This is a genomic window from Flavobacterium sp., from assembly GCF_039932285.1.
Lineage (GTDB): Bacteria > Bacteroidota > Bacteroidia > Flavobacteriales > Flavobacteriaceae > Flavobacterium.
Genome location: NZ_JBDTQE010000021.1, coordinates 1 through 25,978, shown reverse-complemented (window position 1 = coordinate 25,978; position 25,978 = coordinate 1). Strand labels below are relative to the sequence as shown.

The 25,978-nt window shown below is 30.7% G+C and carries 26 protein-coding genes; 21 read left to right on the top strand and 5 right to left on the bottom strand.

Annotated elements, in window-relative coordinates; all coding sequences use genetic code 11:
- Positions 1-183: 183 nt before the first annotated feature.
- The 3 genes from ABI549_RS05945 to ABI549_RS05935 all read left to right on the top strand — a co-directional run bounded on the left by ABI549_RS05945 (position 184) and on the right by ABI549_RS05935 (position 4,721).
- The gene (locus ABI549_RS05945; RefSeq protein WP_348075540.1) at positions 184-2,190 is read left to right on the top strand and encodes a histidine kinase dimerization/phosphoacceptor domain -containing protein; all 2,007 of its coding nucleotides are present in this window, start codon (positions 184-186) and stop codon (positions 2,188-2,190) included.
- Between the two features lie 4 nt (positions 2,191-2,194).
- Positions 2,195-2,956: a DNA-binding response regulator gene (locus tag ABI549_RS05940; RefSeq protein ID WP_348075539.1), complete on the top strand. Its 762-nt coding sequence runs from the start codon at positions 2,195-2,197 to the stop codon at positions 2,954-2,956.
- 88 nt (positions 2,957-3,044) lie between these two features.
- A complete protein-coding gene (locus ABI549_RS05935; protein ID WP_348075538.1) occupies positions 3,045-4,721 on the top strand; it encodes a hypothetical protein in 1,677 nt (558 codons plus the stop codon).
- Between the two features lie 113 nt (positions 4,722-4,834).
- Here ABI549_RS05935 and ABI549_RS05930 read toward each other — a convergent pair whose 3' ends face one another.
- On the bottom strand, positions 4,835-6,415 hold the full coding sequence (locus tag ABI549_RS05930; protein ID WP_348075537.1) for a hypothetical protein: 1,581 nt from the start codon (positions 6,413-6,415) through the stop codon (positions 4,835-4,837).
- 126 nt (positions 6,416-6,541) lie between these two features.
- On the opposite strand from ABI549_RS05930, the gene ABI549_RS05925 reads away from it, so the two are divergent.
- The 8 genes from ABI549_RS05925 to ABI549_RS05890 all read left to right on the top strand — a co-directional run bounded on the left by ABI549_RS05925 (position 6,542) and on the right by ABI549_RS05890 (position 11,119).
- Positions 6,542-6,970: a PaaI family thioesterase gene (locus tag ABI549_RS05925; RefSeq protein ID WP_348075536.1), complete on the top strand. Its 429-nt coding sequence runs from the start codon at positions 6,542-6,544 to the stop codon at positions 6,968-6,970.
- A 7-nt stretch (positions 6,971-6,977) separates the two neighbouring features.
- Entirely contained in the window at positions 6,978-8,042 is a 1,065-nt protein-coding gene (locus ABI549_RS05920) for a chorismate-binding protein (RefSeq protein WP_348075535.1), read from the top strand.
- 170 nt (positions 8,043-8,212) lie between these two features.
- A complete protein-coding gene (locus ABI549_RS05915; protein ID WP_348075534.1) occupies positions 8,213-9,634 on the top strand; it encodes a rhodanese-like domain-containing protein in 1,422 nt (473 codons plus the stop codon).
- Between the two features lie 16 nt (positions 9,635-9,650).
- Positions 9,651-9,965 carry a rhodanese-like domain-containing protein gene (locus tag ABI549_RS05910; protein ID WP_348075533.1) on the top strand — a complete coding sequence of 105 codons (315 nt, stop codon included), beginning with the start codon at positions 9,651-9,653 and terminating at the stop codon, positions 9,963-9,965.
- 1 nt (position 9,966) lies between these two features.
- A complete protein-coding gene (locus tag ABI549_RS05905; protein ID WP_348075532.1) occupies positions 9,967-10,185 on the top strand; it encodes a hypothetical protein in 219 nt (72 codons plus the stop codon).
- A complete protein-coding gene (gene trxA, locus ABI549_RS05900) occupies positions 10,166-10,468 on the top strand; it encodes a thioredoxin (RefSeq protein WP_348075531.1) in 303 nt (100 codons plus the stop codon). Before ABI549_RS05905 ends, trxA begins: the two co-directional genes overlap by 20 nt.
- 78 nt (positions 10,469-10,546) lie before the next feature.
- Complete coding sequence (locus tag ABI549_RS05895) at positions 10,547-10,876, top strand: hypothetical protein (protein WP_348075530.1); 330 nt, start codon at positions 10,547-10,549, stop codon at positions 10,874-10,876.
- Positions 10,877-10,924: 48 nt separating this feature from the next.
- Positions 10,925-11,119, top strand: coding sequence for a hypothetical protein (locus ABI549_RS05890; protein ID WP_348075529.1), 195 nt, complete (start codon positions 10,925-10,927; stop codon positions 11,117-11,119).
- A 159-nt stretch (positions 11,120-11,278) separates the two neighbouring features.
- On the opposite strand, the gene ABI549_RS05885 is transcribed toward ABI549_RS05890, so the two are convergent.
- Together ABI549_RS05885 and ABI549_RS05880 are read right to left on the bottom strand one after the other, a co-directional pair.
- Positions 11,279-11,575, bottom strand: coding sequence for a DUF721 domain-containing protein (locus ABI549_RS05885; RefSeq protein ID WP_348075528.1), 297 nt, complete (start codon positions 11,573-11,575; stop codon positions 11,279-11,281).
- The gene (locus ABI549_RS05880) at positions 11,559-11,993 is read right to left on the bottom strand and encodes a lipocalin family protein (RefSeq protein ID WP_348075527.1); all 435 of its coding nucleotides are present in this window, start codon (positions 11,991-11,993) and stop codon (positions 11,559-11,561) included. The genes ABI549_RS05885 and ABI549_RS05880 overlap by 17 nt, the downstream gene beginning before the upstream one ends.
- A gap of 125 nt (positions 11,994-12,118) precedes the next feature.
- Between ABI549_RS05880 and uvrB the strand changes: the two genes are divergently transcribed.
- The 6 genes from uvrB to ABI549_RS05850 all read left to right on the top strand — a co-directional run bounded on the left by uvrB (position 12,119) and on the right by ABI549_RS05850 (position 18,655).
- A complete protein-coding gene (gene uvrB, locus ABI549_RS05875) occupies positions 12,119-14,110 on the top strand; it encodes an excinuclease ABC subunit UvrB (RefSeq protein WP_348075526.1) in 1,992 nt (663 codons plus the stop codon).
- A 210-nt stretch (positions 14,111-14,320) separates the two neighbouring features.
- Positions 14,321-14,749, top strand: coding sequence for a hypothetical protein (locus ABI549_RS05870; RefSeq protein ID WP_348075525.1), 429 nt, complete (start codon positions 14,321-14,323; stop codon positions 14,747-14,749).
- A 17-nt stretch (positions 14,750-14,766) separates the two neighbouring features.
- A complete protein-coding gene (locus tag ABI549_RS05865) occupies positions 14,767-16,533 on the top strand; it encodes a sensor histidine kinase (protein ID WP_348075524.1) in 1,767 nt (588 codons plus the stop codon).
- Positions 16,530-17,141, top strand: a complete 612-nt coding sequence (locus ABI549_RS05860) for a response regulator transcription factor (protein ID WP_348075523.1) — start codon at positions 16,530-16,532, stop codon at positions 17,139-17,141. Before ABI549_RS05865 ends, ABI549_RS05860 begins: the two co-directional genes overlap by 4 nt.
- 95 nt (positions 17,142-17,236) lie before the next feature.
- The gene (locus ABI549_RS05855; protein ID WP_348075522.1) at positions 17,237-17,704 is read left to right on the top strand and encodes a hypothetical protein; all 468 of its coding nucleotides are present in this window, start codon (positions 17,237-17,239) and stop codon (positions 17,702-17,704) included.
- A 21-nt stretch (positions 17,705-17,725) separates the two neighbouring features.
- Positions 17,726-18,655, top strand: a complete 930-nt coding sequence (locus ABI549_RS05850; RefSeq protein ID WP_348075521.1) for a hypothetical protein — start codon at positions 17,726-17,728, stop codon at positions 18,653-18,655.
- Positions 18,656-19,053: 398 nt separating this feature from the next.
- Here ABI549_RS05850 and ABI549_RS05845 read toward each other — a convergent pair whose 3' ends face one another.
- Positions 19,054-19,803: a carboxypeptidase-like regulatory domain-containing protein gene (locus ABI549_RS05845; protein ID WP_348075520.1), complete on the bottom strand. Its 750-nt coding sequence runs from the start codon at positions 19,801-19,803 to the stop codon at positions 19,054-19,056.
- A gap of 185 nt (positions 19,804-19,988) precedes the next feature.
- Here ABI549_RS05845 and uvrA point away from each other — a divergent pair, with 185 nt between their 5' ends.
- The 4 genes from uvrA (at position 19,989) to ABI549_RS05825 (ending at position 25,039) form a co-directional block, all read left to right on the top strand.
- Positions 19,989-22,820, top strand: a complete 2,832-nt coding sequence (uvrA, locus tag ABI549_RS05840; RefSeq protein ID WP_348075519.1) for an excinuclease ABC subunit UvrA — start codon at positions 19,989-19,991, stop codon at positions 22,818-22,820.
- A 135-nt stretch (positions 22,821-22,955) separates the two neighbouring features.
- A complete protein-coding gene (locus tag ABI549_RS05835; protein WP_348075518.1) occupies positions 22,956-23,684 on the top strand; it encodes a TIGR00730 family Rossman fold protein in 729 nt (242 codons plus the stop codon).
- A gap of 115 nt (positions 23,685-23,799) precedes the next feature.
- Positions 23,800-24,252 carry a hypothetical protein gene (locus ABI549_RS05830; RefSeq protein ID WP_348075517.1) on the top strand — a complete coding sequence of 151 codons (453 nt, stop codon included), beginning with the start codon at positions 23,800-23,802 and terminating at the stop codon, positions 24,250-24,252.
- A gap of 94 nt (positions 24,253-24,346) precedes the next feature.
- A complete protein-coding gene (locus ABI549_RS05825) occupies positions 24,347-25,039 on the top strand; it encodes an NAD-dependent deacylase (RefSeq protein ID WP_348075516.1) in 693 nt (230 codons plus the stop codon).
- A 79-nt stretch (positions 25,040-25,118) separates the two neighbouring features.
- Here the strand turns inward: ABI549_RS05825 and ABI549_RS05820 are convergent.
- The coding region (locus ABI549_RS05820) for a S1 RNA-binding domain-containing protein (protein ID WP_348075515.1) at positions 25,119-25,978 on the bottom strand (860 nt) is incomplete at its 5' end.

Sequence of the window (25,978 nt, the reverse complement as noted above, 5' to 3'; positions counted from 1 at the left end):
TTAACCTAATGTAATTATTTTATTTAGATATCGACTCTGCTTATCAATTGGTTTTGTGATAATTTTTGTATACTTTCAACAGATCTTGCAAATAAATAGTTAGTTATGAAATGGTTATTTCTGTTCTTATTTTTCTCAACAATCTCATGGTCTCAAACTAAGAACACAAAAATTGACAGTCTCTTGATTGAAATAAAAAAGCAAAAAGCAGACACATTATTAGTTAATGATTACTTTTTATTAGCTCGCGAGTATCAATATTTTGATCCCAAAAAGCTTGTTTTTGTTAACAAAAAGATATTAAAACTGTCAAAAAAACAGAATTTCACAAAAGGTTTTGCACACTACAATCTAATTCAAGGAATTATTTATATGTCTCAAGGAGATTATAAATCATCATTACTATATGCAGATAAGTCAATAATGGACTATAAGAAAGTAAAATTCAAGCAAGGCTATTTTAGTACTATTACTCTAAAAACAAATTGTTATTTAAACACTAACGAATTAGACAAAGCCTTTCTAACAGCTAATATAGGTATTGAAACATCCAGAAATACTACTTTTTTTAATGATATTGCTAATTTTAATTATTGTTTAAGCACTTATTATTTCAGAAATAAAAACTTTAAGAAAGCCATTTTCTATTTAAACAAAGCAATTACAAATTATAGAAAAATTCACAATTTCGATAATATAGTAATTTGTTACAATGGTATAGCAGGAATTTATTATTATACGAATCAACTAAAAAAATCATTAGAGTATACTAAGTTGGCTATTTCCTTAAATAAGGATAAATATTCTGAAATTCAATTTTTATCTAATATTGCTAATATATATATTGAATTAAAAAATTATGTCGAGGCTATCAAATACTCACAGCTTTCATTAAAAAAAAGTTATGAAATAAATAATATTAGTTTTATAGCTATTAATATCAATAATATTGCAGCCATCAATTATGAGCAAAAAAAATACAATTTAGCCATAGAAAATGCTAATAAGGTTTTAATCATGACAGAAGAAGGATCTAGTGTTAAAATGGCTTTACAAATTATTGGAAATAGTTATTTTTCTGAAGGAAATTATAAAAAAGCATTATTTTATCAAAAAACATTGATCGATTCCATTAATCAATCTAAAAGTAAACATGCGGATCAAATAGAATCTAAAAATATATATAATGAAATAGCTAAAACTGAATCTGCTTTAGGAAATTATAAGGAAGCTTATCAGTATAGTAAATTAGACAAACAAATTAGTGAAGCAATCTTAATTGAGGAAAAGACTAATAGAATTAATGAGTTGCAAACACAATTTCACGTTAATGAAAAAGAAATAGCATTAAAAAATAGTCTATTACAGAATAAAAACTCAAAATTCAAAATTCAAAATCAAAAAAATTATATTTATTGTGGACTGTTACTATTACTAATAATCGTAATTATATTATTTCTACTTACTTGGATTTTCTATATTAAAAATATAAAAAACATAGTATTAGAAGAGCAAAAGATATTTATTGAGAAAGCTAATTCGGATTTACTACAATCTCAAGCTCTTTTGAAGAAAAATATGGAAGAAAAAGACATGTTGCTCAAAGAAATACATCACAGGGTCAAGAATAACTTACAATTAGTAATTAGCCTGCTAAACATTCAATCAAGGCAAGTAGAAAGCTCAAATATTGACGTTTTTTTGGAAAAATCATTATCTAGAATAACAACTATGTCATTGATTCATGAGAACTTATATCAAAATGATCATATAGGCAAAGTTAACTTTAATGAATATCTAGTTAGTCTAATAGAATCTATTCTAAGTACTTTTTCTAATATTAACCAAAGAATCAAAATGGATATAAAAATTGAAAACATTTTTTTTGAAATTGAAAATGCCATTTCATTAGGATTAATTATTAACGAATTATTATACAACGCATTTAAACACGCATTTCCAAATGATATGAATGGTACAATACTAATTACAATTGTACCGTTCCGCGAAGGTTATAAATTAGTTTTTAAAGACAATGGTATAGGATTCTCGAAGAACTTGATAGAAAAGGATACATTAGGTATAAAATTAGTAAGGCTACTATCACAACAACTTAATGGGGAGTTAGTCATTAAGGAATCAAAAGGGACAACATTCCAAATTAATTTTACTGGAAAAAAAATTGATTAATAATATGAAAACAAAAATACTAATTGTTGAAGATGAATTGTTAATTGCATTGGATATAAAAAACATTCTTGAAAGTGAAGGATATGATACAATTTCTAATATTACTTCTGTTACACAAGCAATTCAAATGATTGAGAAAGAAAAGTTATCATTAGTATTAATTGATCTTAACTTACAAAAAAAAAATGATGGTGTTCTTATTGGACATTATTTGCTAGAAAAGGATACAATCCCATTTATTTATATAACAGCTAATTCAGATAAAGTTTCTTTAGAGAAAGCAAAAGAGACTAGACCTTATGGTTTTATTGTTAAACCATTTAAACCAGCAGATATTAAGACTGCAGTATCAATTGTACTTAATAATCATCAACATAAAAGTATTGATTTAATTCGTTCTAGTGAACCTTTAAAAAATGAAATCCCTTTTAGGATTAAAGAAATCATCAATTATGTTAATAAAAATATCACTGAAAAAATAGAAATTGACGACTTAGTAGCACTTACAGAATGGAAAAAAGATCATTTTATTAAAATGTTTAATACATACATGCATATAACACCTTACCAGTATATACTTAAAATAAAAATTGACAAAGCGAAATCTTTAATTGAAGAAACCAATCAGCCTATAGCTGAAATTGCTCAAGATTTAAGTTTTCAAAGCTATAGTAATTTTTGTATAGCTTTTAAAAAGCTAAATGGAAATGAGAACCCTAAAGCATATAGAAGAAAAATTATGGCTTTAAGAAATATTATAAAATAGCGATAATCAATATATCACAATTATTATCAATTCTATTTTAAATTCAGTATTGCATTTCTTTGCAGTGTTATTAATTTAAAATTTAATTATGAAAAACAATTTTTATTTTCCAAAAATGGCATTGGCATTAGCCATTACTGTAATGAGTTTGGTAAGTTGTACAAAAGATTTTGAATCTTCTGATACATCAGAACTATTACAAACAACACAACAAGTAACAAATGCAGATGCACTACATGCCAAATTGATTGAAGAGGCTACAAAAGGAGGCTTAGAACTAGTAAAAGACGGTAGTGCACTAAACCCAACCACCGCAAGACCTTTAGCTACTAATTTTTTGAACACAAGAGTGCTAATTAATGGTTCTATAATAGGATATGGAGTATCTGGATACCAACAATCTTATATCTCAACTAGTGGTAACTTTATGACACCTATAGCTGAATTATTAAAAAGGTTTGAATATACCGTTTCTTATAGTAATAATGTCTTAACAGCCATTCGCAAACCAGAAAACACTTTTGGAGCACGACAAATTACTATTAGTGTTGGAAGCAGTTTAATAGTTCAAACTATAAATTCGAGTGGTAATGCTGCTAATTATGCTATACCTGAAGCTGCTATAAATTCTGATGGTGCTATTTTTGCTCCAGCAAGAGTTATAGCACTTTTAGCTGGTGCTGCAACTGCTGAATTTGATGCTGATACCACTACATTGCAAACCTATTATTATGAAGTAAATGATTTTGGCATCTATTTTTATGGTATACAGCAAAATGCTTCAAATGATGCTGTTGGTTGCCAGAAATACATTCCTGGAGAACCTAACCCATTTTTTGTAGCAACCAGAAAAACATTAATTTATGCTCATGGATACCAACCTGGATCTATTAGTGGTTTTAAAAGAGAAGGTTTTTTGTTTAATCAAGCCGAAAGTGGCAATCAGAATGTTCAGAATTATTGGAAATTGAATTCAGAAAATGAAAACTGGAATACAGGTATATTTCATTGGATACAATTAGCAGACGACAGTGGATTACCTCCTATAACTGAAGAAAAGAAAATTTATGATGCAAATTCAAGTGGAATTGGTATGAGATGGAGAAAATCAAATAATACTTTTAGTACACGAGGTAACCCTACTTTAAACGTATTGCAGTTATACCGTCAAGAATATCAAAAAATTACTGCTGTAGTTTCTAATGCGACTGAATTGCGACTTATGGGTAATTCATTAGGAGGAAACCTTACGATGGCTATGTTACGTGAAGTAGCAATTAATGGAGCAAGGGTACCTAATAGAGTAACATTAATGGACCCATATTGGAATCCTGGTTTGGCAAAATCAAGTTCATTTAATTTACCTACTAATTTTGTAACTCCAAACGCCAATCCAGATACAAGATATGTTGGTAAAGACGCAGCGGTAAGACTTAATAATTTAGGCATTGCCATTGAGTACTTTGTTTCTAGTGCCGCAGGTTCGGATGGCTACAATCGTGGTGTGGCTTACATTGCACAATATACAAATCTTTTGCCTTATTATACTAATGATATAGCCGCAAAGCATACACAACCTACCCGCGTATACATGTGGTCAAAAGGTTTAGGATTTCCTTCTGTAGGACCGCATCCCAACAGAGATAATTTATTTGTAAGACAAAATATGAATACAGATAATTATTTTTCTCAAAATTCAGGACCTAGCGCATATACTGCTGGACCTGGAGATGACACTTATTCTCTTTCATTTGGTAAACCATAATTTTTTTGAAATTAAAAAGAAGGCCGTCTCATACTAATTTGAGATGGCTTTTTTTATTTAACATAAATTATGAAATATATTATAGTTTAATAAAATAATTACAACACTTACGTTTAATTATTTAAATGTTCGTAAGCACCTAAATCTGGAGGTGTCGTTCTGGTAATTCCATCAGCATCTTGAGCAATAATATAAGTCGGATTACCCACTCCTTTTGCATCAGATGTTAATCCAATTCGTAAATTATTTTTACTGGTATTTTTAAATTTAGGGTCAAAAGGCGTTGTGTTATTACTCATCAAATTATTATTAGACGGTGCAAAAACACTTGTATACAAAGGATTACTACTAAACTGATTGTTAGTATCATTAAACTTAATCAAACAATTTTTGAGTTGATGATTAAACGCTTTTGTATTGTTTTTATTTAACCCAAGTTCTATATTATTTGGTCCAAAAATGATACAGTTATTAAAATTAGCTTGCACTAAATCTGCAACATAAATATTTGTTCCGTCATTAAAAGTATTATCTAACAAAACCGTAGGTGATTGTCGTGAACTACCTTGCCAATAATCTGCAAAAGTACAATGCGTAAAATCATAAGTTCCTCCTAAAGTACAAGCTAAAGCATATTGCCCTGCATTATTTATAACAATATTTTCGCCATTTATTTTTGCCGTTCTAGCTAAAATACCCACATTTGATGAGTTGTATATTTGTGTGTTTTTTATTTGGACCGTGGTTGCATCATTATCCTGAATAAATAATCCAACAGAGGCATTTTTTATTGTCAAATGATTAAAAGAATTATTTGTGCTTCCACTAGCTAATAAAATAGTTCCCCATTGCCCCGGAGTTTCAGTAAAAGAAGGCTCTAACCTATCACCTTCAAAAATAACTTCATTGGGTAATAAATTTGGCAATGGTGAAGGTGGAGGTGGTGGAGAAACCGTTCCGTTTACTTGAATACTTCCTGCTACTATAATTCCCGATTGATCATGAAAATGGACTCGAGCACCAGGGTCAATTACCAAACTTTTTCCTGTCGGCACAGCAGCATAACCATATATTACATAAGGCTTTGCATTGGTAAAATGCAATTCGGTGTCATCTAATACAAAACCGTATATTCTATTTGCAGGATCAGTTCCTATTTGTAAACTTTCATATATAAATCCTCCATTTCCATCTGGTGTTCTATCTGGAAACAAGAAAACAGCATCTTGTATAAGCGTTACCAAATTTACTTTTTGTTGTAAAGTCCCAGCATCAAACAAAATTTCATCAGTATAAAGCATGTCTGCAGGATTAGCATCGGCAATATCAGCAGTGGTTTCTATAAAAACAAATAAACTATCGTGAGCTAAAAGTTGAACATTTGGGAATATTTTTCCATCGCCAATAGCATCAGCGTCAGATCCGTCTAATCCTGTCATACCATCAACCATCAATCTGTATTTTGAAGCACTTCCTTTGGTCAAAGCAATACTCGGAATTGTAATATCATCTCCACTCCTATTATAAACCTTTAACATATAAGTACTTGAGCCAATATTTGTAAAAACAGTATCTAAATAAACAGTGGTTTTAGAAAATTCTAATTTTCCTGAACTAGGAATGGTATCAAAATCCTTTCGACATGAAGTGATAGAAATAGCTAAAGTGAGTAGAAATAGAATTGAATAACGCATTTATAATTTAATTTTTGATAAAAATAGTGAAAATCTATTAACGAACGAAAATGTTTTTTATTCTATACTATTCACAAAATAAATAATCTTATTTTTTTGTAAATTTGAAACACAAAAAACAAATATATGACTTTCGATAAAGATAAAATACTCGCCATGTGCAATACCATGTGCAAAAATACATTAATGCAAACCTTGAATATTGAATTTATAGATGCTGGAGAAGATTTTCTAGTAGCCACAATGCCTGTAAATCCGGATGTTCATCAACCCATGGGACTATTACATGGTGGTGCTAGTGTTGCGCTTGCAGAAAGTGTAGGTAGTGCCGCATCGATGCTATTTGTAAATCCAGCACTAAGCGAGATACGTGGTATCGAGATTTCAGCTAATCATCTTAAAGCAAAAAGAGAAGGAATTGTTACTGGAACAGCCAGAATTGTACACAAAGGAAGAAGCATTCATCTTTGGGAAATAAGAATTACCGACGAACATGATAAATTAATTTCTCTCTGCAAATTAACCAATATGGTTTTGCCAAAGCGAAAAATCTAGACCCAAAATGAATACTATTTTTAATAAAGGAAAGGAATTACTTAACAAAAAAATGCCTTTTGTAATTTATTGCAAACCAAATTCTGATAGATTAATTGGTGTTTTTCAGAAAAATGATACGCTTTTTGAAATAGCTAATTTTGAAGAAACAGGTTTTGCTTTTGTTTCTTTTGATGGGCAAAAAAAATATTTAATCCCGAAAGATGAATCCGATGTTTATATAGAAATTATAAGTGAAATTAATTATTTTATTGAAAATGAAATTGACTCAAATATTGACTCAAATATAAAAATAGATTTTGAAAATTTAGTTCAAAAAGGAATAAATGCAATAGAAAACAAAGAATTTGACAAAGTAGTTTTGTCCCGAAAAGAAACCTTAAAAATTAATGATTTTAATTTCGAAAAGTCTTTTAATAAATTAATTTTAAATTACCCAAATACATTCAAATATTGTTTTTATCATCCCAAAATTGGCTTTTGGATAGGCGCAACACCAGAACAATTTTTGCAATCGTTCGAAAACACAGTCAAAACAGTTTCTTTTGCTGGAACTCAATCTTATTCTGAATCTGAAAAATATGTCTGGGAAGAAAAGGAAAAACAAGAACAACAATTTGTAACTGATTTTATTTTAGCTAATTTAAAAAAATACAGCACCGAGATTTCATTTTCAGAGCCATATACCTTTCGAGCAGGAAGTATTGTTCATATTAAAACCGATATTGAAGCTACAATAAATACCCAAAATGATTTTAGGAACATTATCGAAAAATTGCATCCAACACCAGCTGTTTGTGGTTTACCTAAAGCCGAAGCGATGCAATTTATTTTAGATAACGAAAGTTATGAAAGAACTTTCTATACTGGTTTTTTAGGTGAATTAAATATCGATTTTGCAACTTTCAAGGATAATAAATCTGACTTATTCGTCAATTTAAGATGTATGAATATTGAAAATGATTTTGCAAACATCTATGTTGGTTGTGGAATTACAAAAGATAGTATTCCCAAAAATGAATTTATAGAAACCGTAAATAAATCGAAAACAATGAAGAAAATATTATATTGATTTTTACCATATTCTATACCTTAAATAGGTACTTTAAATTTATTTAAACCCAACTTAAAATATAAAGGTAGAAATGTTATAATTTTCTTAAGTTTTTTTGTATTGTAACATAAGTCACAGCAAATAGAAGAAATATATCTTATTTTTGTATTTAAATTAAAAAAAACACTATGCAAATAGAACAAATTTATACGGGGTGTTTGGCGCAAGGAGCTTATTATATAACTTCAAATGGTGAGGCTGCAATAATAGACCCTCTTCGTGAAATTCAACCTTATCTTGATCGAATAGAGCGAGATAAAGTAAAACTTAAATATATCTTTGAAACTCATTTTCATGCAGACTTTGTTTCAGGTCATTTAGATTTAAGTAACAAAACAGGTGCTAAAATTGTATACGGACCAACAGCTAATCCAAGTTTCGATGCTATAATTGCTAATGACAATCAAATATTTAAAATAGGGAATATTACCATTAAAGTACTTCACACTCCAGGTCACACCATGGAAAGTACAACCTTTTTACTTATCGATGAGAATAGCAAAGACCACGCCATATTCTCTGGAGACACTTTATTCATAGGCGATGTAGGAAGACCAGATTTAGCACAAAAAGCGGCTACAATGACACAGGAACAACTAGCAGCGATTCTTTTTCATTCGTTACGGGACAAAATCATGACTTTAGCAGATGATGTAATTGTATATCCTGCTCATGGTGCTGGAAGCGCTTGCGGAAAAAACATGAGTAAGGAAACGGTATCAACAATTGGAGAACAAAAGCAACATAATTATGCATTAAGGGCTAATATGTCTGAAGCTGAATTTGTAACTGAAGTCACTGACGGTCTGTTGCCTCCCCCAGCCTATTTTGGTATGAATGTAGCTATGAATAAGTCGGGAATACCTAGTTTTGAAAATGTTCTTAATAATGGTATGAGAGCACTTACAGCTTCTGAATTTGAAGTAGCGGCAGATGAAACTGGAGCACTTATTCTAGATACTAGGAATAACTCCGATTTTTATCAAGGGCACATACCACAATCAATCAATATAGGAATATTGGGAGATTTTGCTCCTTGGGTTGGTGCATTAATTGCCGATGTAAATCAGCCTATTCTTATTGTGACTGAAGTTGGTAAAGAAGAAGAAACAATTACAAGATTAAGCCGAGTAGGATTTGATAACTTGTTAGGTCATTTACAAAATGGTTTTGATACTTGGAAAATATCGGGAAAAGAAACTGATACTGTAAATCGAATTACTGCAGAACAATTCGCAAATGAAGTAAAAATTGGAGAAAGCAAAATTATTGATATTCGTAAAGAATCAGAATATAGCGCAGAACACATTGAAGAAGCATATAATAAACCACTAGCATATATCAATGATTGGATAAAAGACATAAACCCTCAAGAACATTTTTATATACATTGCGCAGCTGGTTATCGTAGCATGATTGCTGCATCAATATTGCAAGCTAGAGGATATCGAAATTTTAGTGAAATTGAAGGAGGCTTTAACAACATCTCTAAAACAACAGCACTTCCAAAAACCAATTTTATTTGTCAAAGCAAAATTTTAAAAATTTAATTAAAATAAATGAATCATGTTTAAATTTCTAAAAAATATATTTTCAAGTAATAATGATCATTTAAAAAAAATTGTCAACGAAGGGGCTTTCCTAGTGGATGTTAGGTCACAAGGAGAATATTTATCTGGACACGTAAAAGGTTCTACAAATATCCCTTTAGATCAAATAAAAAATCAAATGGCAAAGTTTAAAGGAAAAAATAATATCGTAGTATTTTGCAGAAGCGGCATGAGAAGCAGCCAAGCCAAGTCTATACTACAACAAAATGGTTTTTCAAATGTTATTAACGGTGGAACTTGGAATAAAATAGATCAATTACTAAACAATTAAAATGAAACAATTACTATTTACAAATTGGCATTTAATGCGTTGGGTAAGATTAGTATTTGCACTGTTTTTGTTTAGCCAAGCATACACAACTAGCCAATGGTTTTTTATCGCTTTTGGATTGTTTTTCTTATTTCAAGTAATTTTCAACTTAGGCTGTGGCCAAAATGGTTGCGCTATTCCTAACAATAAAAAAAGTAAAAATGAACAACACTTTTCATGATATTATAAATTCCGAAAAACCTGTTTTAATAGATTTTTTCGGTACATGGTGTGGTCCTTGTCAAATGCTAGCTCCAATTTTAAAACAAGTTAAAGACAGCATTGGGGATCGTATTTCTATTATTAAAATTGATGTTGATAAAAATCAAGAATTGGCTACTAAATATCAAGTTCGTGGTGTTCCTACAATGATTTTATATCAAAATGGAAAACAATTGTGGAGACAATCCGGAGTTTTATCCAAAGATGAAATCATTAAAATCATTTTAGAAAAAACTAATTAAAAAAATACGAATGTTAAAAATTACACAAGATTAAAAAATCTTACTTTTAAAATTACTTTTTTTTCTACATTTGGTATTATGAAGTTATGGATTAGCATATTATGTTTTTATTTATTTGCACTAACAGCTGCACCAACTGTTAGTATAATAAAAAAACATTTTGCTCAAAAATGTCAATCTTCCTGTCAAAAAAAAGAATCTAATACACAAAATAGTTGTCAAAAAGATAAATGTATTTTATGTACTAGTTTTAGTCCAAGCCAATTTATTTTATGTCAAATTCAAGATATATCTTTAAATAAAAATTTAAGAAAAGAAAAAAAAGAAAATTTATATTATAAAAAATCTTTTGTGAAAAATTATAACAATACTATTTGGCAACCACCAGAAATGTTATTTGAAGCTTAAAGAATACAATAAAAATTAAAAAAATAATTAATAATAAAATATATCAAAATGAAAAAAGTAATCTCAATATTATCATTAGCAACTTTATTGTTTACTATGACTATAAATGCTCAAGAAACAAAACCAGCTAAAAAAGCAAAAGCTAAAACCGAAAAAACTTGCTCAGCAGAAGAGAAAAAATCTTGTTCAGCAGAGAAAAAAGGTGGATGCTGTTCTGCTAAAAAAGCAGCAGTAAAATCATAATCTTTTTATGAATTAATTTTCCAAAAGTGTGTTTGAATTGTCAAACACACTTTTTTTTCTATCTGATATTTGTTATTAAGTAAGTCTTTTTTTTTTAACACACACACCCAAATTCATTAAAAATACTAAAATTTAATAAAGCTAATTAGAAAAAAAAAATCATCTAAGCACTACTGCTTTTACTACTTCTTTTCCTATTTCTTCATTTATCATTTTGATAATTTTCTCTTTGCCATAACTCAATTCTTCACGAAGCACTGCAGAACTTAGTTCGACATATAATGTTTCGTTTCGCAAAGCAACACTCTTGGTATAATTATTTACCCCGTTTCCCATTAAATTTTTCCATGCATCTACAACAGAAACTTGATTCAATCCAGATTCTAGCTTATTAGTTTTGATAATTTGATTTAAAATATCCCCAACCAAACTCTGATTACTAATTCTTTTTGCCATCTTTACTTTCGGAATTTAAAATGACCTTACTGTAATAAAATTTTACTGCTTCCTTAGAAACTATAACCATTTCTTCCTCTGAAATAGATTCTAATTTATCTTGATGTTTTCCGAATTTTGAAGAAAAATCTAAAACAACATCGTCTTTTTTTACAATAATATTTAAATCTTCTTGCAAATCATTAACTAAAAAAGTGCCATCTGGTTGCCAAAGTACTTTTTTATGAAAACCTTTTTTATTCTTTATTTGAAAATAATCATAAGTTTCATTTATAGGATACTCTTTTTTATTCCCTTCACCATCTATAACTTTACTAATTTGCCAATAACCATTTATAGTATCAATTTTTGAAATATCAACTTTATGCGAACAACCCACAAATACAATTGCAAGAAGAAATAATAGACTCTTTTTCATTTTGTAAAAATAAGAATAAACTATTAAATTATTTGTAAAAATAAATTTTACAAATCAAAAAATAGGGACTATATTTTTGAATAAAATCTCATTATATTTGTAATCTAACACTTCATTTCAAATAAATGAACTTCCAAGTAGTATCTGATTACAAACCCAAAGGAGATCAACCACAAGCTATCGAAAAACTTTCGAAAGGTATTCTTGATGAAGAAAAATATCAAACTTTATTAGGGGTTACCGGTTCCGGAAAAACTTTTACAGTAGCTAATGTAATTGAAGAAGTACAAAGACCAACCTTAGTTTTAGCACACAACAAAACACTTGCAGCGCAACTATACTCAGAGTTTAAGCAATTTTTTCCAAACAATGCGGTCGAATACTTTGTTTCCTACTACGATTATTACCAGCCCGAAGCCTTTATGCCCGTAACTGGTGTTTTTATCGAGAAAGATTTATCTATCAATGAGGAGTTAGAAAAAATGCGAATGAGTACGGTATCCTCTCTCCTATCTGGTCGTAGAGATATTATTGTAATTTCATCTGTTTCTTGTCTTTACGGAATTGGAAATCCTGTCGAATTTCAAAAAAATGTGATTCCCATAGAAAAAGGACAAATGATTTCCAGAACTAAGCTATTGCATCAATTAGTGCAAAGTTTGTACTCGAGAACTGAAATGGATTTTAATCCTGGTAATTTTAGAATAAAAGGAGATACTGTCGATGTTTACCCAAGTTATGCCGATGATGCTTTTAGAATTCATTTTTTTGGAGACGAAATCGAAGAAATTGAAAGTTTTGATATAAAAACATCTCAAGTCATCGAAAAATTTGAAAAACTGACCATTTATCCTGCCAATATGTTCGTGACTTCTCCTGATGTTTTACAAAATGCCATTTGGGAAATTCAGCAAGATTTGGTTAAACAAGTCGATTATTTTAAGGAAATTGGCAAACATCTTGAAGCAAAACGATTGGAAGAACGAACCAATTTCGATTTAGAAATGATTCGAGAATTAGGTTATTGCTCTGGAATTGAAAATTACTCTCGTTACCTTGACGGAAGATTGTCCGGAACAAGACCTTTTTGCTTGTTAGATTATTTTCCAAAAGATTATCTGATGGTGGTTGACGAAAGCCACGTAACACTTTCGCAAGTTCATGCCATGTATGGTGGCGACCGTTCTCGCAAAGAGAATTTAGTCGAATATGGTTTTCGATTACCTGCTGCTATGGACAACAGACCTTTAAAATTTGATGAATTCGAATCGATGCAAAACCAAGTAATTTATGTGTCTGCAACTCCAGCTGATTATGAGTTACAAAAAACTGATGGTGTTGTGATCGAACAAGTGATTCGTCCAACGGGTTTATTAGATCCAATTATAGAAATTCGTCCGAGTTTAAACCAAATTGATGATTTAATAGAAGAAATACAAGTTCGTGCAGAAATTGACGAACGTGTTTTAGTAACTACCTTAACTAAAAGAATGGCCGAAGAATTGGCTAAATATTTGACAAAAGTTAATATTCGTTGTCGTTATATTCATTCCGAAGTTGATACACTGGAGCGAATAGAAATTATGCAAGATTTACGAAAAGGAATTTTTGATGTTTTAATAGGTGTTAACTTACTTCGTGAAGGATTAGATTTACCCGAAGTTTCATTAGTAGCAATATTAGATGCAGACAAAGAAGGATTCCTGAGAAGTCATCGCTCATTAACCCAAACAATAGGTCGTGCAGCTAGAAATTTGAACGGGAAAGCAATTATGTATGCCGATAAAATCACAGCAAGTATGCAAAAAACAATCGATGAAACGAATTATCGCAGAACTAAGCAAATTAATTTTAATACCCAAAACAATGTTGTGCCAATGGCATTGAACAAAAAAATTGAATCTGCATTTACAAAAAATCCTTTGGTAGATTACGAATTGGGTTATACTTCTGGAAATATCGCTGCAGAACCTGAAACCAAATATTTAAGCAAACCCGAAATCGAAAAACGCATTCGTGAAAAACGAAAAGCAATGGAAAAAGCAGCTAAAGATTTAGATTTTATGCATGCTGCAAAATTGAGAGATGAGATTAAATCGCTACAAGAAAAAATTTAGTGAATTTTATCACAATCCTTTTTAGAGTTTTTAAATTCATAAAAGAAAAAACAAGTGTTTCTAGAATTGGAAGCACTTTTTTATTCTACCTAATAGTCTGAATTTCACATTTAAAAAAAACATTTTATAAACAAATAAAATACCCATTGTTAGTGATTTTTTTTATATTTTAACTTCAGAATTTTGAATATAAATTTTAAATATAAAAACATGAAGATTAACAGCACAAGATTATATGAGGGTAGCGGTACATTTACTAAAAATGGAGATATTGATTACGATATAAACCTGCCCGCAGAAGTTGCAGAAAATGACTTTGATTTTTTTGAACATTATGACATTTCAAACCCAAAAGCAAATGGTGTCGTAATTTTGGTAAAACCCGAAAGCGTAATTGCCGAAAGCGATCAAACAACGAAAAAATACAATCATAAGTTTAACATCAAACAATTAAAACGATACAATAGTAGTACAGGTTTTAATGTAAGTACCCAAGATGGTAATGTTATGGTCATTAATTGCAATGAAGTTACAAACGAAGTTAAAGAAATTATTGAACATTTTTATAACAATTTATTACACAAAGACAGACCAGTTTCGGTTGGGACTGGGGTAATACGTGGTCCTTTGGTTAAATAATGATTAATTTAAAAAATATGCTGATATTATTCGTTTGCTTTTTGCAAACGAATAATACTCTGGCACAATATGATAGAAGGTTGCTAGATTTAAATAAAAAATATATTAATAAAGAATATCAGGAAGTCATTTTAAAGTGTAAAATTTTAGAAAACTCACTTTCTAAAAAGTTAGACAAAGCCTACTTACATCAACTGAAAGCAGATGCGCTAGCCATGTTGCTTAAAAATGATGAATCTTATAAAGAATATTTGTTGTCAAAAGGGATTTACACCCAATTAGATAGTGTTGACGTAGCTATGTCCATCAATTTAAAAATTGTTTATCTTTTAAAATCGTTAAAAAATAATACTATTGATTATAAATCTTATATAAATGAGTCACTGAAATACTATAATTCTTGTTCAAATCCCCATATTAAGATAAAAGGTTATTTAAATATTGCTTCGATGAAAATTAATAAAATAGAAGCTAATGAGAGTATTAATCTTTTTCATAAAGCATTGTTTTTGAGTAAAAAATTAAATAATGAGAAACAAAAATCTTTTGCCTACAATAATTTGGCGGTATTGTATAATGAAATAAAAGGAATACCCGATTCGGCCTTGTATTATCTAAAAAAAGACTTACCATATTTAATCACACATCAAGAACAAGATAATATTTGTTACAATTATATCAATCAGGCATCATCTTTTTCCAAAAAGAAAAATTATTCCCAAGCCATTCAATTACTGCATAGTGCAGATAGTATTAAGATTCTCAATAATGTGAATGATATAAAATTTTCAATTAATACTTTTTTGAATCAATATTACAAAGCCAATAATGACCCCAAAAAAGCATTGGCTTATCTTGAAAAAGCAAATATTTTTAGAGATAGTTTAGAGGTTCAAAATCAAAATATTGCAATCAATGAAATAAAGACAAAATACGAAACTAAATCTAAGGAAATCGAAAATAGTAGTCTGAAAAATAAATTGAATTTCAACCAAAAAATTACTTTTTCGATAATCTTATTACTTTTAGCCAGTATCATAATTGCTACTTTAATTTACAAAAATTTTTCAAGAAAAAAGAAAATAGCAGATCAAGATCGATTGATAGAACAGCAAAAATTAGAAAAAACACTCAAAGATCATGAACTACATGCTATAGACGTTATGCTGGAAAGTCAGGAAAAAGAGCGTCATAAAATAGCTAATGAGCTTCATGATAATCTTGGGAGCATGTTGGCGACACTAAAATTAAATTTTCAAAACCTAAAGAGACAAAAAGAACATTTTTCTAGTCAAGAAAACAATTTATACAACAAAACCGATGATTTGATAGAAGAAGCCTACCAAAAAGTACGCAACATTGCACATCTTAAGAATCTTGGGGTTATTGCTAGTGATGGATTGTTACTTTCTGTAAAAAAAATGGCAGAAAAAATGAGCGTTTTAGAAAGACTTACGGTCAATGTAATTCCTTTTGGACTGAGTGAACGTTTGGAAAATCAGGTAGAAGTTACCCTTTTTAGAATCATACAGGAATTGTGTACTAACAGTATCAAACACGCTCAGGCTACCGAAATAAACATTTATCTTACTCAGGACAATACATCAGAAATCAATTTAATGATTGAAGACAACGGGAAAGGTTTTGATACGAAAGCAATTCGAAATAGCGACGGAATGGGACTCAAAAGCATAGAGAAAAAAGTAGAACAAATGGGCGGTACTTTTACTATAGATTCCAAAATTAGTAATGGAACCACCATAATAATAGACCTACCCTTATGATTACAATTGTTATAGCCGAAGATCACCAAGCATTGATTGATGGTATTAAATTGTCTTTAGAATACGAAGACGATATTTGTGTGGTTGGAGAAGCGTTAGATGGCGAAATGCTCTTGGATTTGGTTCGAAAAAAGCGTCCAAACCTTGTTATCACCGATATACGTATGCCAAAATGCGATGGCATAACGGCAACAAAAATTATCAAAAAGGAGTTTCCAGAAATAAAAGTCATTGCTTTTAGTATGTTTGACCAATCCGAAGCTGTAAATCAAATGAAACAAGCAGGTGCATCGGGTTATATTATGAAAAACTCTTCTTTAAAAAAAGTATTGGAAGCCATTCGCGAAGTAAACAAAAACAAAACTTTTTTTGATGATGCGATAGCCACCAAAGATTCGATAACCAAAGACGAAATTGTTTTGAGCTCTCGCGAAAAAGAAATTTTGCGACTTGTGGGCGAAGGAAAAACGTCTCAAGAAATTGCTGATATCCTTTTTATTGGTAAGAGTACAGTAGATACGCACCGCAAAAACATCATCAAAAAAATGAACATTTATGGCAAGACCGATTTGATACGCTTTGCGGTAGAGCGAAAGTATGATTTCTAATTTTTTTTGATTGCACTATAAAATCCCCATTGTTGGGGATTTTTTTATGGTTTGAAATGAGGAATTTTACAATGTTGTTAATGACCAAATAAACAATGACATGTCAAAAAAGTTATGCAAATAACAGCAGTCAAATGGAGACCAGAAACCATCCAAACGGGGCGGAACCGAAAAGCTATATGAGTAGGAAAAATAAAAACACTAAAATAATTATGTCAATCACAGCAATTAAATCGATAGTTAACAAAACCAGTGGTTCCATTGGAATTGTAAAAAGAGAAAATAAAGATCAAGATAATATTTCATTAAGACCAAACGATGTTTCGAATGAAGAAATATGGATACCATGGGTTTCAAATCAGCAAGAATTTAACGACAAAGTAATTGAAATAACCTTTTTTTCTAGCAACAATAAAATTTTTATATGGGAAACTGGAGGGAAAGTTAAATGGTCAATGAGAGGTTTTGAAAGCCCTGGAAGAGCAATAAATGGCAATTCTAACTCTGATGGAGATAGAAGACTAATTATTGAAGAAAATATGGTAGTACTAGAATCATTATAATAATTTTAAATATACAAAAATATGAAAATCACAATTAAACAAGGAGTTACAATGGAATTGACAGCTCCTCAAACCTATGAAGTGAATTATCTTGATGGCAAATCCGAATATACGGAACCTTTTGTTATTATCAATTTTACTAAAGCCGCCGCAGATCAAGAATTAAAAGGTTTTAGAACTATTATAGATGGTCTAGCAGCTTTCTTTATAACAACTGCAACAGGTGGAGCAGCTGCTTCAATGGGAATTACGGTAGCAATAGGTGCTACTTTATCTTTGATTACAAAGGTTGCAGGACCACTAATAGAAGATAAGTTATTTGGAATAAATCCAGATGGAAGCATAACTCAATATATGGCCTATCATTATTGGGGAAGTTCCACAGAAGGTATTGACCCTACGGCTTGGCCAATTCCTGGAGTAGATTCCAATGATTGGTTCAAAAAGGTAAATAGTTCCATTACCTCTTTCAAAAATCCAAGTCTAGTCAAAGTTCATACCGAAAGTCTTCATTTAGGAATTGAAATCAGTAAACAAAAACCAAACTATGAATTTAAGATGGAATCACAGGAGAATTTTTTAAATTATTCTAGAAAAAGTCTGAATGTTCCAATTGTTAATCTTTTAGAAGCTTCAAAGCCAGACTTAATAGCTATTGCTAGTGATACTAGTTTTTCTGAAAGTTTTAAATCTTGTATGGATATTCAAGGTTTACCTACACCTTCTTCTATATTTGGAACCGTTACTACAGCAGTTACCAATATAAATGCTATTTATTCCGTAGTAGTGAAATATGGTACTAGTGTTACAATCAAAGAATTGATTGCAAAAGGAGTTTTAGGAGACGGATTAGCTATTGTTGGTTCGATGACAGCAGCATATTATTTAGGAGCCTGTATTGGTTGTGGAATTTATGCAGGAATTGGCAGTATGATTCCTTCTCCAATATAATATTTTAAGAACAATAAAATAAATATTCCCTTCAACTTTGTTTACTATTTGCTTTTTAATCTATTAAAATACAAAGTTTGTTAATTTTATTCTTGAATAATAACAACCAATATTATTTGAATACTAACCAAAAAAAGTGCTTCCATTTCTGAAAGCACTTTTTTTTTAAAACCATATCCTTTTTTTAGTTGATAATTCTCAACAAATTAAATTGTAATAAACAATTGGTAAGTATATTATTCTGTAGGCAATATAAAAAACGTACTCTATGATAATTATTTTACTAACAATATAATTACTTAAGACCTGAATTCGAAAACTGAATTCGTGAAAAACGAAAAACTATGGAAAATCTGCTAAAGATGTGGTTAATACTTTGCAAGAGAAAATATAATATTTTACTTTTTCAAAACTTTATATTCCTCATAACAACCATTTATCGCATCTAGGATTTGTAAATCATTTGCGGTTTGTGCAAATGTTTCAGAGTAACTACAACGTTGCAAAATTTCTGCAAGTTCTTTTTTATCTATCCCTAAAAGCAAGTAAATAGTTTGATGGTCATATTTTGTTTGAAGTAAATTTCTTAAATTTTCATCTTTTTTTAATTCCTTAAGTCTCTTAAGCTCTTTGGGTTTTTTACCAAAAAAATTATAAAGCATATCTGCAGGATTAAACAAAGAACTCATTACTCTACCAAAAGCGCCTGGAGAACTTTCACCTGCTTCATATCTACTCGTTAAACCAGAAATATTATACCAATAATTTTCTTTTTCAGGAATTAATTTCGAGTCAACTTCTAAATAACCTGTTAAATCGTATGGAGGAATAACAACCTCTTCTAGTGCATAAGCTTTCTCTGTAAGGTGAATTTTGTTTGCATTACTTTTTATCCAGTCATTGGTTACTTTAATTTCAATAGATTGAAAACCCAAACTAGAAACAAGCAACACATCATTTACATTGGCTGGGATTTTAAAATTACCTTTTGCATCGGTAACAGCTCCTTTTACTAAATTAATATTTACAACATTAATATTCCATAACGGTAATAATGTGTTATCATTTACAACCGTACCAGAAATTATAGTCTCTTGTGAAAAAATAGAAACTGAAAAAAATAAAAATAAAAGGGTAAAATATCTCATGCTCAAAATTTGTTAGGCTAATGTAATTATTCATTATGAGATATTTTACAGATTATATTATAATTATAAGAAAATTAACAATAAGCCTTAAAAATATAAAATTAAAAGTTAATATTAATCGTTATGAAAGTAGGAAAGGTTTAAATTTAAAATCCAAAATTGTACCTTTGTTTTTTATTTCAACTATGTTAGAAAACGATAATACCATCGAAGTTATTGGCGCTCGCGTTCATAATCTCAAAAATATAGACATTTCCATTCCGCGTGAAAAACTAGTAGTTATTACTGGGCTTTCTGGTTCGGGAAAATCTTCTTTGGCTTTCGATACCATTTATGCCGAAGGGCAACGTCGTTATATAGAAACTTTTTCCGCTTATGCCAGACAATTTCTTGGAGGATTAGAGCGTCCTGATGTGGATAAAATAGATGGATTGTCACCAGTAATTGCCATTGAACAAAAAACAACTTCTAAATCTCCCCGTTCCACTGTAGGAACAATTACCGAAATATATGATTTCCTTCGTTTGCTTTTTGCCCGCGCTGGCGATGCTTACAGTTACAATACGGGCGAAAAAATGGTTTCCTATTCTGACGAGCAAATTAAGGATTTGATTATCAAAGATTTTTCTGGAAAAAGAATAAACATCCTCGCTCCTATTATTCGTGCTCGAAAAGGGCATTATGCCGAATTATTCCAACAAATTGCCAAGCAAGGTTTCTTGAAAGTCCGCATTAACGGTGAAGTCAAAGATATCACGGCAGGTATGAAGCTTGACCGATACAAAACCCACGATATTGAAACCGTTATTGATAGGATTGTGGTGGAAGATTCTGAAGATGTTCAAAAAAGAATATCAGAAAGTATTAACACAGCCATGCATTACGGCGAAAATGTGTTGATGATTTTAGATCAGGATAGTAACGAAGTTCGGTTTTTTTCTAGAAACTTAATGTGTCCAACAACCGGAATTTCGTATCAAAATCCAGAACCAAACTTATTTTCATTCAACTCACCTAAAGGAGCTTGTCCTGATTGTAATGGTCTGGGAACAATTAATGAAATAAATATTAAAAAAATAATTCCAAATCCTAAATTATCTATAAAATCTGGCGGTTTTGCTCCGCTTGGCGAATACAAAAGTTCTTGGATTTTTAAACAATTGGAAATTATTGGCGAAAAGTTTGAATTCAAATTAACCGATGCTATCGAAACCATTTCTGAAGAAGCCATGGAAATGATTCTAAATGGTGGAAAAGAAAAATTCTCAGTAACTTCAAAAACAGCTGGCGTTACCAAAGAATATAAAATTGAATTTGAAGGGATTTCGGCATTTATAAAATCACAACATGACGATTCGGGTTCATCAACCTTAAAACGTTGGGCAAAAGAATTTATGGACGAAGTAAATTGTCCTACTTGTGAAGGTTCACGACTCAAAAAAGAATCGCTTTATTTTAAAATAAATGAACAAAATATTGCCGATTTATCAGCAATGGATATTTCAGATCTAACCATTTGGTTTCATGATTTAGAAAATCATCTATCTGACAAACAAAAGCTTATAGCATCAGAAGTCATCAAAGAAATTAAAGACAGGTTAAACTTTTTGATGAATGTAGGTTTGGACTATTTATCTATTAGCCGAAGTTCTAAATCACTTTCTGGTGGCGAAGCACAACGCATTCGTTTGGCCACTCAAATAGGTTCACAATTGGTTGGCGTTTTGTATATTCTAGATGAACCAAGCATTGGTTTACACCAACGTGACAACGAAAAACTAATTCATTCGTTAGAACAATTGAGAGATATTGGCAACTCGGTAATCGTTGTAGAGCATGACAAAGACATGATAGAACGTGCTGATTATGTCATTGATATTGGCCCAAAAGCTGGGAAATATGGAGGAGAAATTATTAGCATTGGAACTCCTGCTGAAACTTTAAAATCCAACACGATTACCGCTCAGTATTTGAATGGAACAATGAAGTTTGAAATTCCTAAAAAACGTCGTAGCGGGAATGGAAAATTCCTGAAACTGACTGGAGCAACTGGAAATAATCTAAAAAATGTTTCAATAGAATTGCCTTTAGGACAACTTATTTGTGTGACTGGAGTTTCAGGTTCAGGAAAATCGACCTTAATAAACGAGACGCTCTACCCTATTTTGAATGCATTCTATTTTAATGGTGTAAAAAAGCCAAAACCATACAAAAAAATAGAAGGTCTAGAACATATCGACAAAGTTATTGATATAGATCAAAGTCCAATTGGACGAACACCACGTTCTAATCCCGCTACTTATACCGAAGTTTTTACGGAAATCAGGAATCTATTTACCATGACTTCCGAAAGTATGATTCGTGGTTACAAAGCGGGGCGATTTAGCTTTAATGTAAAAGGCGGACGTTGCGAAACCTGTGAAGGATCTGGAGTAAGAACTATCGAAATGAGTTTTTTACCTGATGTTTATGTTGAATGCGAAACGTGTCAAGGCAAGCGTTTTAACAGAGAAACACTAGAAATACGTTTCAAAGGAAAATCGATTTCCGATGTTTTGAATATGACGATTGACGAAGCCGTTCCGTTTTTTGAAATGATTCCGAAAATACATAGAAAAGTAAAAACCTTACAAGATGTTGGTTTGGGATATATTACTCTTGGGCAACAAAGTACAACGCTTTCTGGTGGCGAAGCACAACGAATAAAACTAGCTGGTGAATTGTCTAAAAAAGATACAGGAAATACATTTTATATTCTGGACGAACCTACCACTGGATTGCATTTTGAAGACATTCGGGTTTTGATGGACGTGATTAATAAATTAGTAGACAAAGGAAATACGATTTTGATTATCGAACACAATATGGACGTCATAAAACTCTCCGATTATATTATAGATATTGGTCCAGAAGGCGGAAAAGGAGGCGGAAATGTGGTTGCTAAAGGAACTCCCGAAGAAGTTGCTAAAAATAAAAAAAGTTATACAGCGCAGTTTTTGAAAAAAGAATTACTTTAGCGGGCTGTTTTTTACAGAAATAAAAATTGAATACTAATGCCCTAGCCCTGATAGTAGTGAAAATCCTTTTCTTTTTTTCTTTAAAAAAGAAAAGATTGTAACGAATAGCAGGAATAGCTCTTAAAAAATAAAAAAATGAGATTAGAAGATTTTGATAATGACGAGGATAAAGTAATCCAAGATAAGTTAAAACAAAGAACATGGAATGAGATTCGTAGTAATGATTCTTGGGCAATTTTTAAAATTATGTCTGAGTTTGTAAATGGGTACGAAAGTATGGCTAGAATTGGTCCTTGTGTCTCAATTTTTGGTTCGGCGAGAACAAAACCAGAGGATAAATATTATATTTTGGCAGAAAATATTGCATACCAAATAAGTAAAGCCGGTTATGGCGTGATTACTGGTGGTGGTCCTGGAATTATGGAAGCTGGAAATAAAGGTGCACATCGTGGCGAAGGAACTTCGGTTGGATTGAATATTGAATTGCCTTTCGAACAACATTTCAACCCATATATCGATAAAGATAAAAACTTGAATTTTGATTACTTTTTTGTTCGTAAAGTGATGTTTGTAAAATATTCTCAAGGATTTGTGGTGATGCCTGGTGGTTTTGGAACCCTTGACGAATTATTTGAAGCAATAACATTAATTCAAACTAAAAAAATTGGAAAATTTCCTATTATTCTAGTCGGAACTACTTTTTGGTCTGGATTGATGGATTGGGTGCAGCAAGTAATGATTGAAAGAGAAAAGACCGTTTCTCCAGATGACATGAAACTAATAAAAATAGTTGATACTGCTGAAGAAGTAGTTGAAGCTTTAGATAATTTCTACAAGAAATATAATTTGAGTCCTAATTTCTAATAATCAAATAATAAGGAACTAAAAAAAATAAAAAGCAGTTGTAAGTAATGATTTTTTAATTATGTTTGTTGAAATTTTTAATTTTAAAAAATTAATTCAAAAACCCAAATACAACATGAAAAAAATTATTGCACTCTCATTTTTATTTATTAATTATCTAAGTTATAGTCAAATAAAAGTTATACCAACTGTTCCTATCGAAAAAATAGGAAGAATTGGTGTTAATGGTTCTAGTGACATCTATATTCAGAAAGAAGGTAATGAGTATACTGTATTTTTTAAAAATATAGAACCCTCAGAAACTAGTTCATCTACAAAATTTAATTTCAAAGATTTAACAGGTGATTTTGAAGCTTTATATACTATTATTTCAGATGGTTTTAATGCATCACCTGTAGCTGATATAAAACTAGATTTACCAAACGATATTGTTTGGTTGCACTATACGAAGAGTTTACAAAAAGTTGTTACATTACAATTTATGAGTAAAGACAAAATTACATCCGTTACTGGAATTTCAGATTTTATGTCTAAAGCTGATATCAATAGTTTGTTCGGGAAAAAATAATTCCTCAACAGTTTAAAAGAGTTGCTTAATAAAATCGGTATTTACTGAAATTATTAAGCAACTTTTTTTTATAAATTTTTTCTTAAAATTAATTATGAAAAAAACAATAGTTGTACTTACTGGAGCGGGAATTTCTGCCGAAAGTGGTATTAAGACATTCCGAGACAGTGATGGACTATGGGAAGGTCATAATGTTACAGATGTTGCAACGCCCGAAGGCTGGAAAAAAAATCCTGCATTAGTTCTCGATTTTTATAACAAACGTCGTCAGGAACTTAAAACGGTAAAACCCAATGAATCTCATCTAATATTAGCAGAATTAGAAAATGATTTTGATGTAAATATAATTACCCAAAATGTAGATAATTTACACGAAAAAGCAGGAAGTTCGAATGTGTTACATCTTCACGGAGAACTAACAAAAGTGAGAAGTGTTACAAACAAAAATCATATTTTAGATTGGTTTGAAGATTTAAATCTTGGCCATTTTGATGATGATGGCAACCAACTTCGTCCTCATATAGTTTGGTTTGGGGAAGATGTTCCTGCCATAGAAAAAGCAATTACAATTGTCGAAAAAGCAGATGTTTTAATTATTATTGGAACATCATTACAAGTGTATCCTGCAGCAAGTCTCATGAATTTTGCACCACAAGATTGCCCTATTTATTATATTGATCCTAATCCGGCAACTGTCTATGATTTACCCAACCCTCTAGTAGTTATTGAAACAATAGCTTCTAAAGGAATGAAAACTGTAAAAAAAGAATTAATGAGATTACTTTAATTTTTTATAGTAAAAAATTAATTCAACAAAAAAAAGTCCCGATTGCTCGGGACTTTTTATATTCAAAAAAACTAAAGAATTATTTTTTCTCTGATTTTTCCATTTTAGCTTTCAAAGCAGCTAATACATCATTGTTATCTCCTAACGTTGCAGCAGCTGCATTGTTGTTAGATGAAGATGAATTAGAGTTAGAATTATTATCTGAAGCTGTTTTCACATTTTTCTCTTCTTCCTCACGGAAAATAGCAGTATGTGAAGCTACAACTCTTTTAAATTCTTTATTGAATTCGATAACTTTGAAGTCAGCAGTATCACCTTTTTTCAATTTCTTACCATCTTCTTTTTCAAGGTGACGAGTAGGAATAAAAGCAACAACATCATCTCCAAAATCTACAGTAGCGCCTTTTTCAACGATTTCAGCGATTTCACCTGAATGGATAGTTCCAACAGCAAAAGCAGCTTCATGTTTGTCCCAAGGATTTGCAGTAGTTTGTTTGTGACCTAAAGATAATTTACGAGCATCAACATCAAGTTCAAGAACTACGATGTCTAATTTTTCACCTACAGTGATAAATTCTGATGGATGCTTGATTTTTTTAGTCCAAGATAAATCTGAGATATAAACCAATCCGTCGATTCCTTCTTCTAATTCTACGAAAATTCCAAAGTTTGTAAAGTTTCTTACAGTACCTGTATGTTTAGAACCTACTGGGTATTTAGAAGTAATATCAGTCCATGGATCTTGCGTCATTTGCTTGATACCAAGAGACATTTTACGTTCGCTTCTGTCAAGAGTTAAGATAACACCTTCAACGATGTCACCCACTTTTACGAAATCTTGAGCAGAACGTAAATGAGTAGACCAAGACATTTCAGAAACGTGAATTAAACCTTCAACACCTTCAGCAACTTCGATAAATGCACCGTAATCAGCGATTA

Coding starts and splice junctions, on each gene's coding strand:
- ABI549_RS05940 (WP_348075539.1), top strand. CDS start 2,195: ATGAAAACAAAAATACTAATTGTTGAAGATGAATTGTTAATTGCATTG.
- ABI549_RS05935 (WP_348075538.1), top strand. CDS start 3,045: ATGAAAAACAATTTTTATTTTCCAAAAATGGCATTGGCATTAGCCATT.
- ABI549_RS05930 (WP_348075537.1), bottom strand. CDS start 6,415: ATGCGTTATTCAATTCTATTTCTACTCACTTTAGCTATTTCTATCACT.
- ABI549_RS05925 (WP_348075536.1), top strand. CDS start 6,542: ATGACTTTCGATAAAGATAAAATACTCGCCATGTGCAATACCATGTGC.
- ABI549_RS05920 (WP_348075535.1), top strand. CDS start 6,978: ATGAATACTATTTTTAATAAAGGAAAGGAATTACTTAACAAAAAAATG.
- ABI549_RS05915 (WP_348075534.1), top strand. CDS start 8,213: ATGCAAATAGAACAAATTTATACGGGGTGTTTGGCGCAAGGAGCTTAT.
- ABI549_RS05910 (WP_348075533.1), top strand. CDS start 9,651: ATGTTTAAATTTCTAAAAAATATATTTTCAAGTAATAATGATCATTTA.
- ABI549_RS05905 (WP_348075532.1), top strand. CDS start 9,967: ATGAAACAATTACTATTTACAAATTGGCATTTAATGCGTTGGGTAAGA.
- trxA (WP_348075531.1), top strand. CDS start 10,166: ATGAACAACACTTTTCATGATATTATAAATTCCGAAAAACCTGTTTTA.
- ABI549_RS05895 (WP_348075530.1), top strand. CDS start 10,547: ATGAAGTTATGGATTAGCATATTATGTTTTTATTTATTTGCACTAACA.
- ABI549_RS05890 (WP_348075529.1), top strand. CDS start 10,925: ATGAAAAAAGTAATCTCAATATTATCATTAGCAACTTTATTGTTTACT.
- ABI549_RS05885 (WP_348075528.1), bottom strand. CDS start 11,575: ATGGCAAAAAGAATTAGTAATCAGAGTTTGGTTGGGGATATTTTAAAT.
- ABI549_RS05880 (WP_348075527.1), bottom strand. CDS start 11,993: ATGAAAAAGAGTCTATTATTTCTTCTTGCAATTGTATTTGTGGGTTGT.
- uvrB (WP_348075526.1), top strand. CDS start 12,119: ATGAACTTCCAAGTAGTATCTGATTACAAACCCAAAGGAGATCAACCA.
- ABI549_RS05870 (WP_348075525.1), top strand. CDS start 14,321: ATGAAGATTAACAGCACAAGATTATATGAGGGTAGCGGTACATTTACT.
- ABI549_RS05865 (WP_348075524.1), top strand. CDS start 14,767: ATGCTGATATTATTCGTTTGCTTTTTGCAAACGAATAATACTCTGGCA.
- ABI549_RS05860 (WP_348075523.1), top strand. CDS start 16,530: ATGATTACAATTGTTATAGCCGAAGATCACCAAGCATTGATTGATGGT.
- ABI549_RS05855 (WP_348075522.1), top strand. CDS start 17,237: ATGACATGTCAAAAAAGTTATGCAAATAACAGCAGTCAAATGGAGACC.
- ABI549_RS05850 (WP_348075521.1), top strand. CDS start 17,726: ATGAAAATCACAATTAAACAAGGAGTTACAATGGAATTGACAGCTCCT.
- ABI549_RS05845 (WP_348075520.1), bottom strand. CDS start 19,803: ATGAGATATTTTACCCTTTTATTTTTATTTTTTTCAGTTTCTATTTTT.
- uvrA (WP_348075519.1), top strand. CDS start 19,989: ATGTTAGAAAACGATAATACCATCGAAGTTATTGGCGCTCGCGTTCAT.
- ABI549_RS05835 (WP_348075518.1), top strand. CDS start 22,956: ATGAGATTAGAAGATTTTGATAATGACGAGGATAAAGTAATCCAAGAT.
- ABI549_RS05830 (WP_348075517.1), top strand. CDS start 23,800: ATGAAAAAAATTATTGCACTCTCATTTTTATTTATTAATTATCTAAGT.
- ABI549_RS05825 (WP_348075516.1), top strand. CDS start 24,347: ATGAAAAAAACAATAGTTGTACTTACTGGAGCGGGAATTTCTGCCGAA.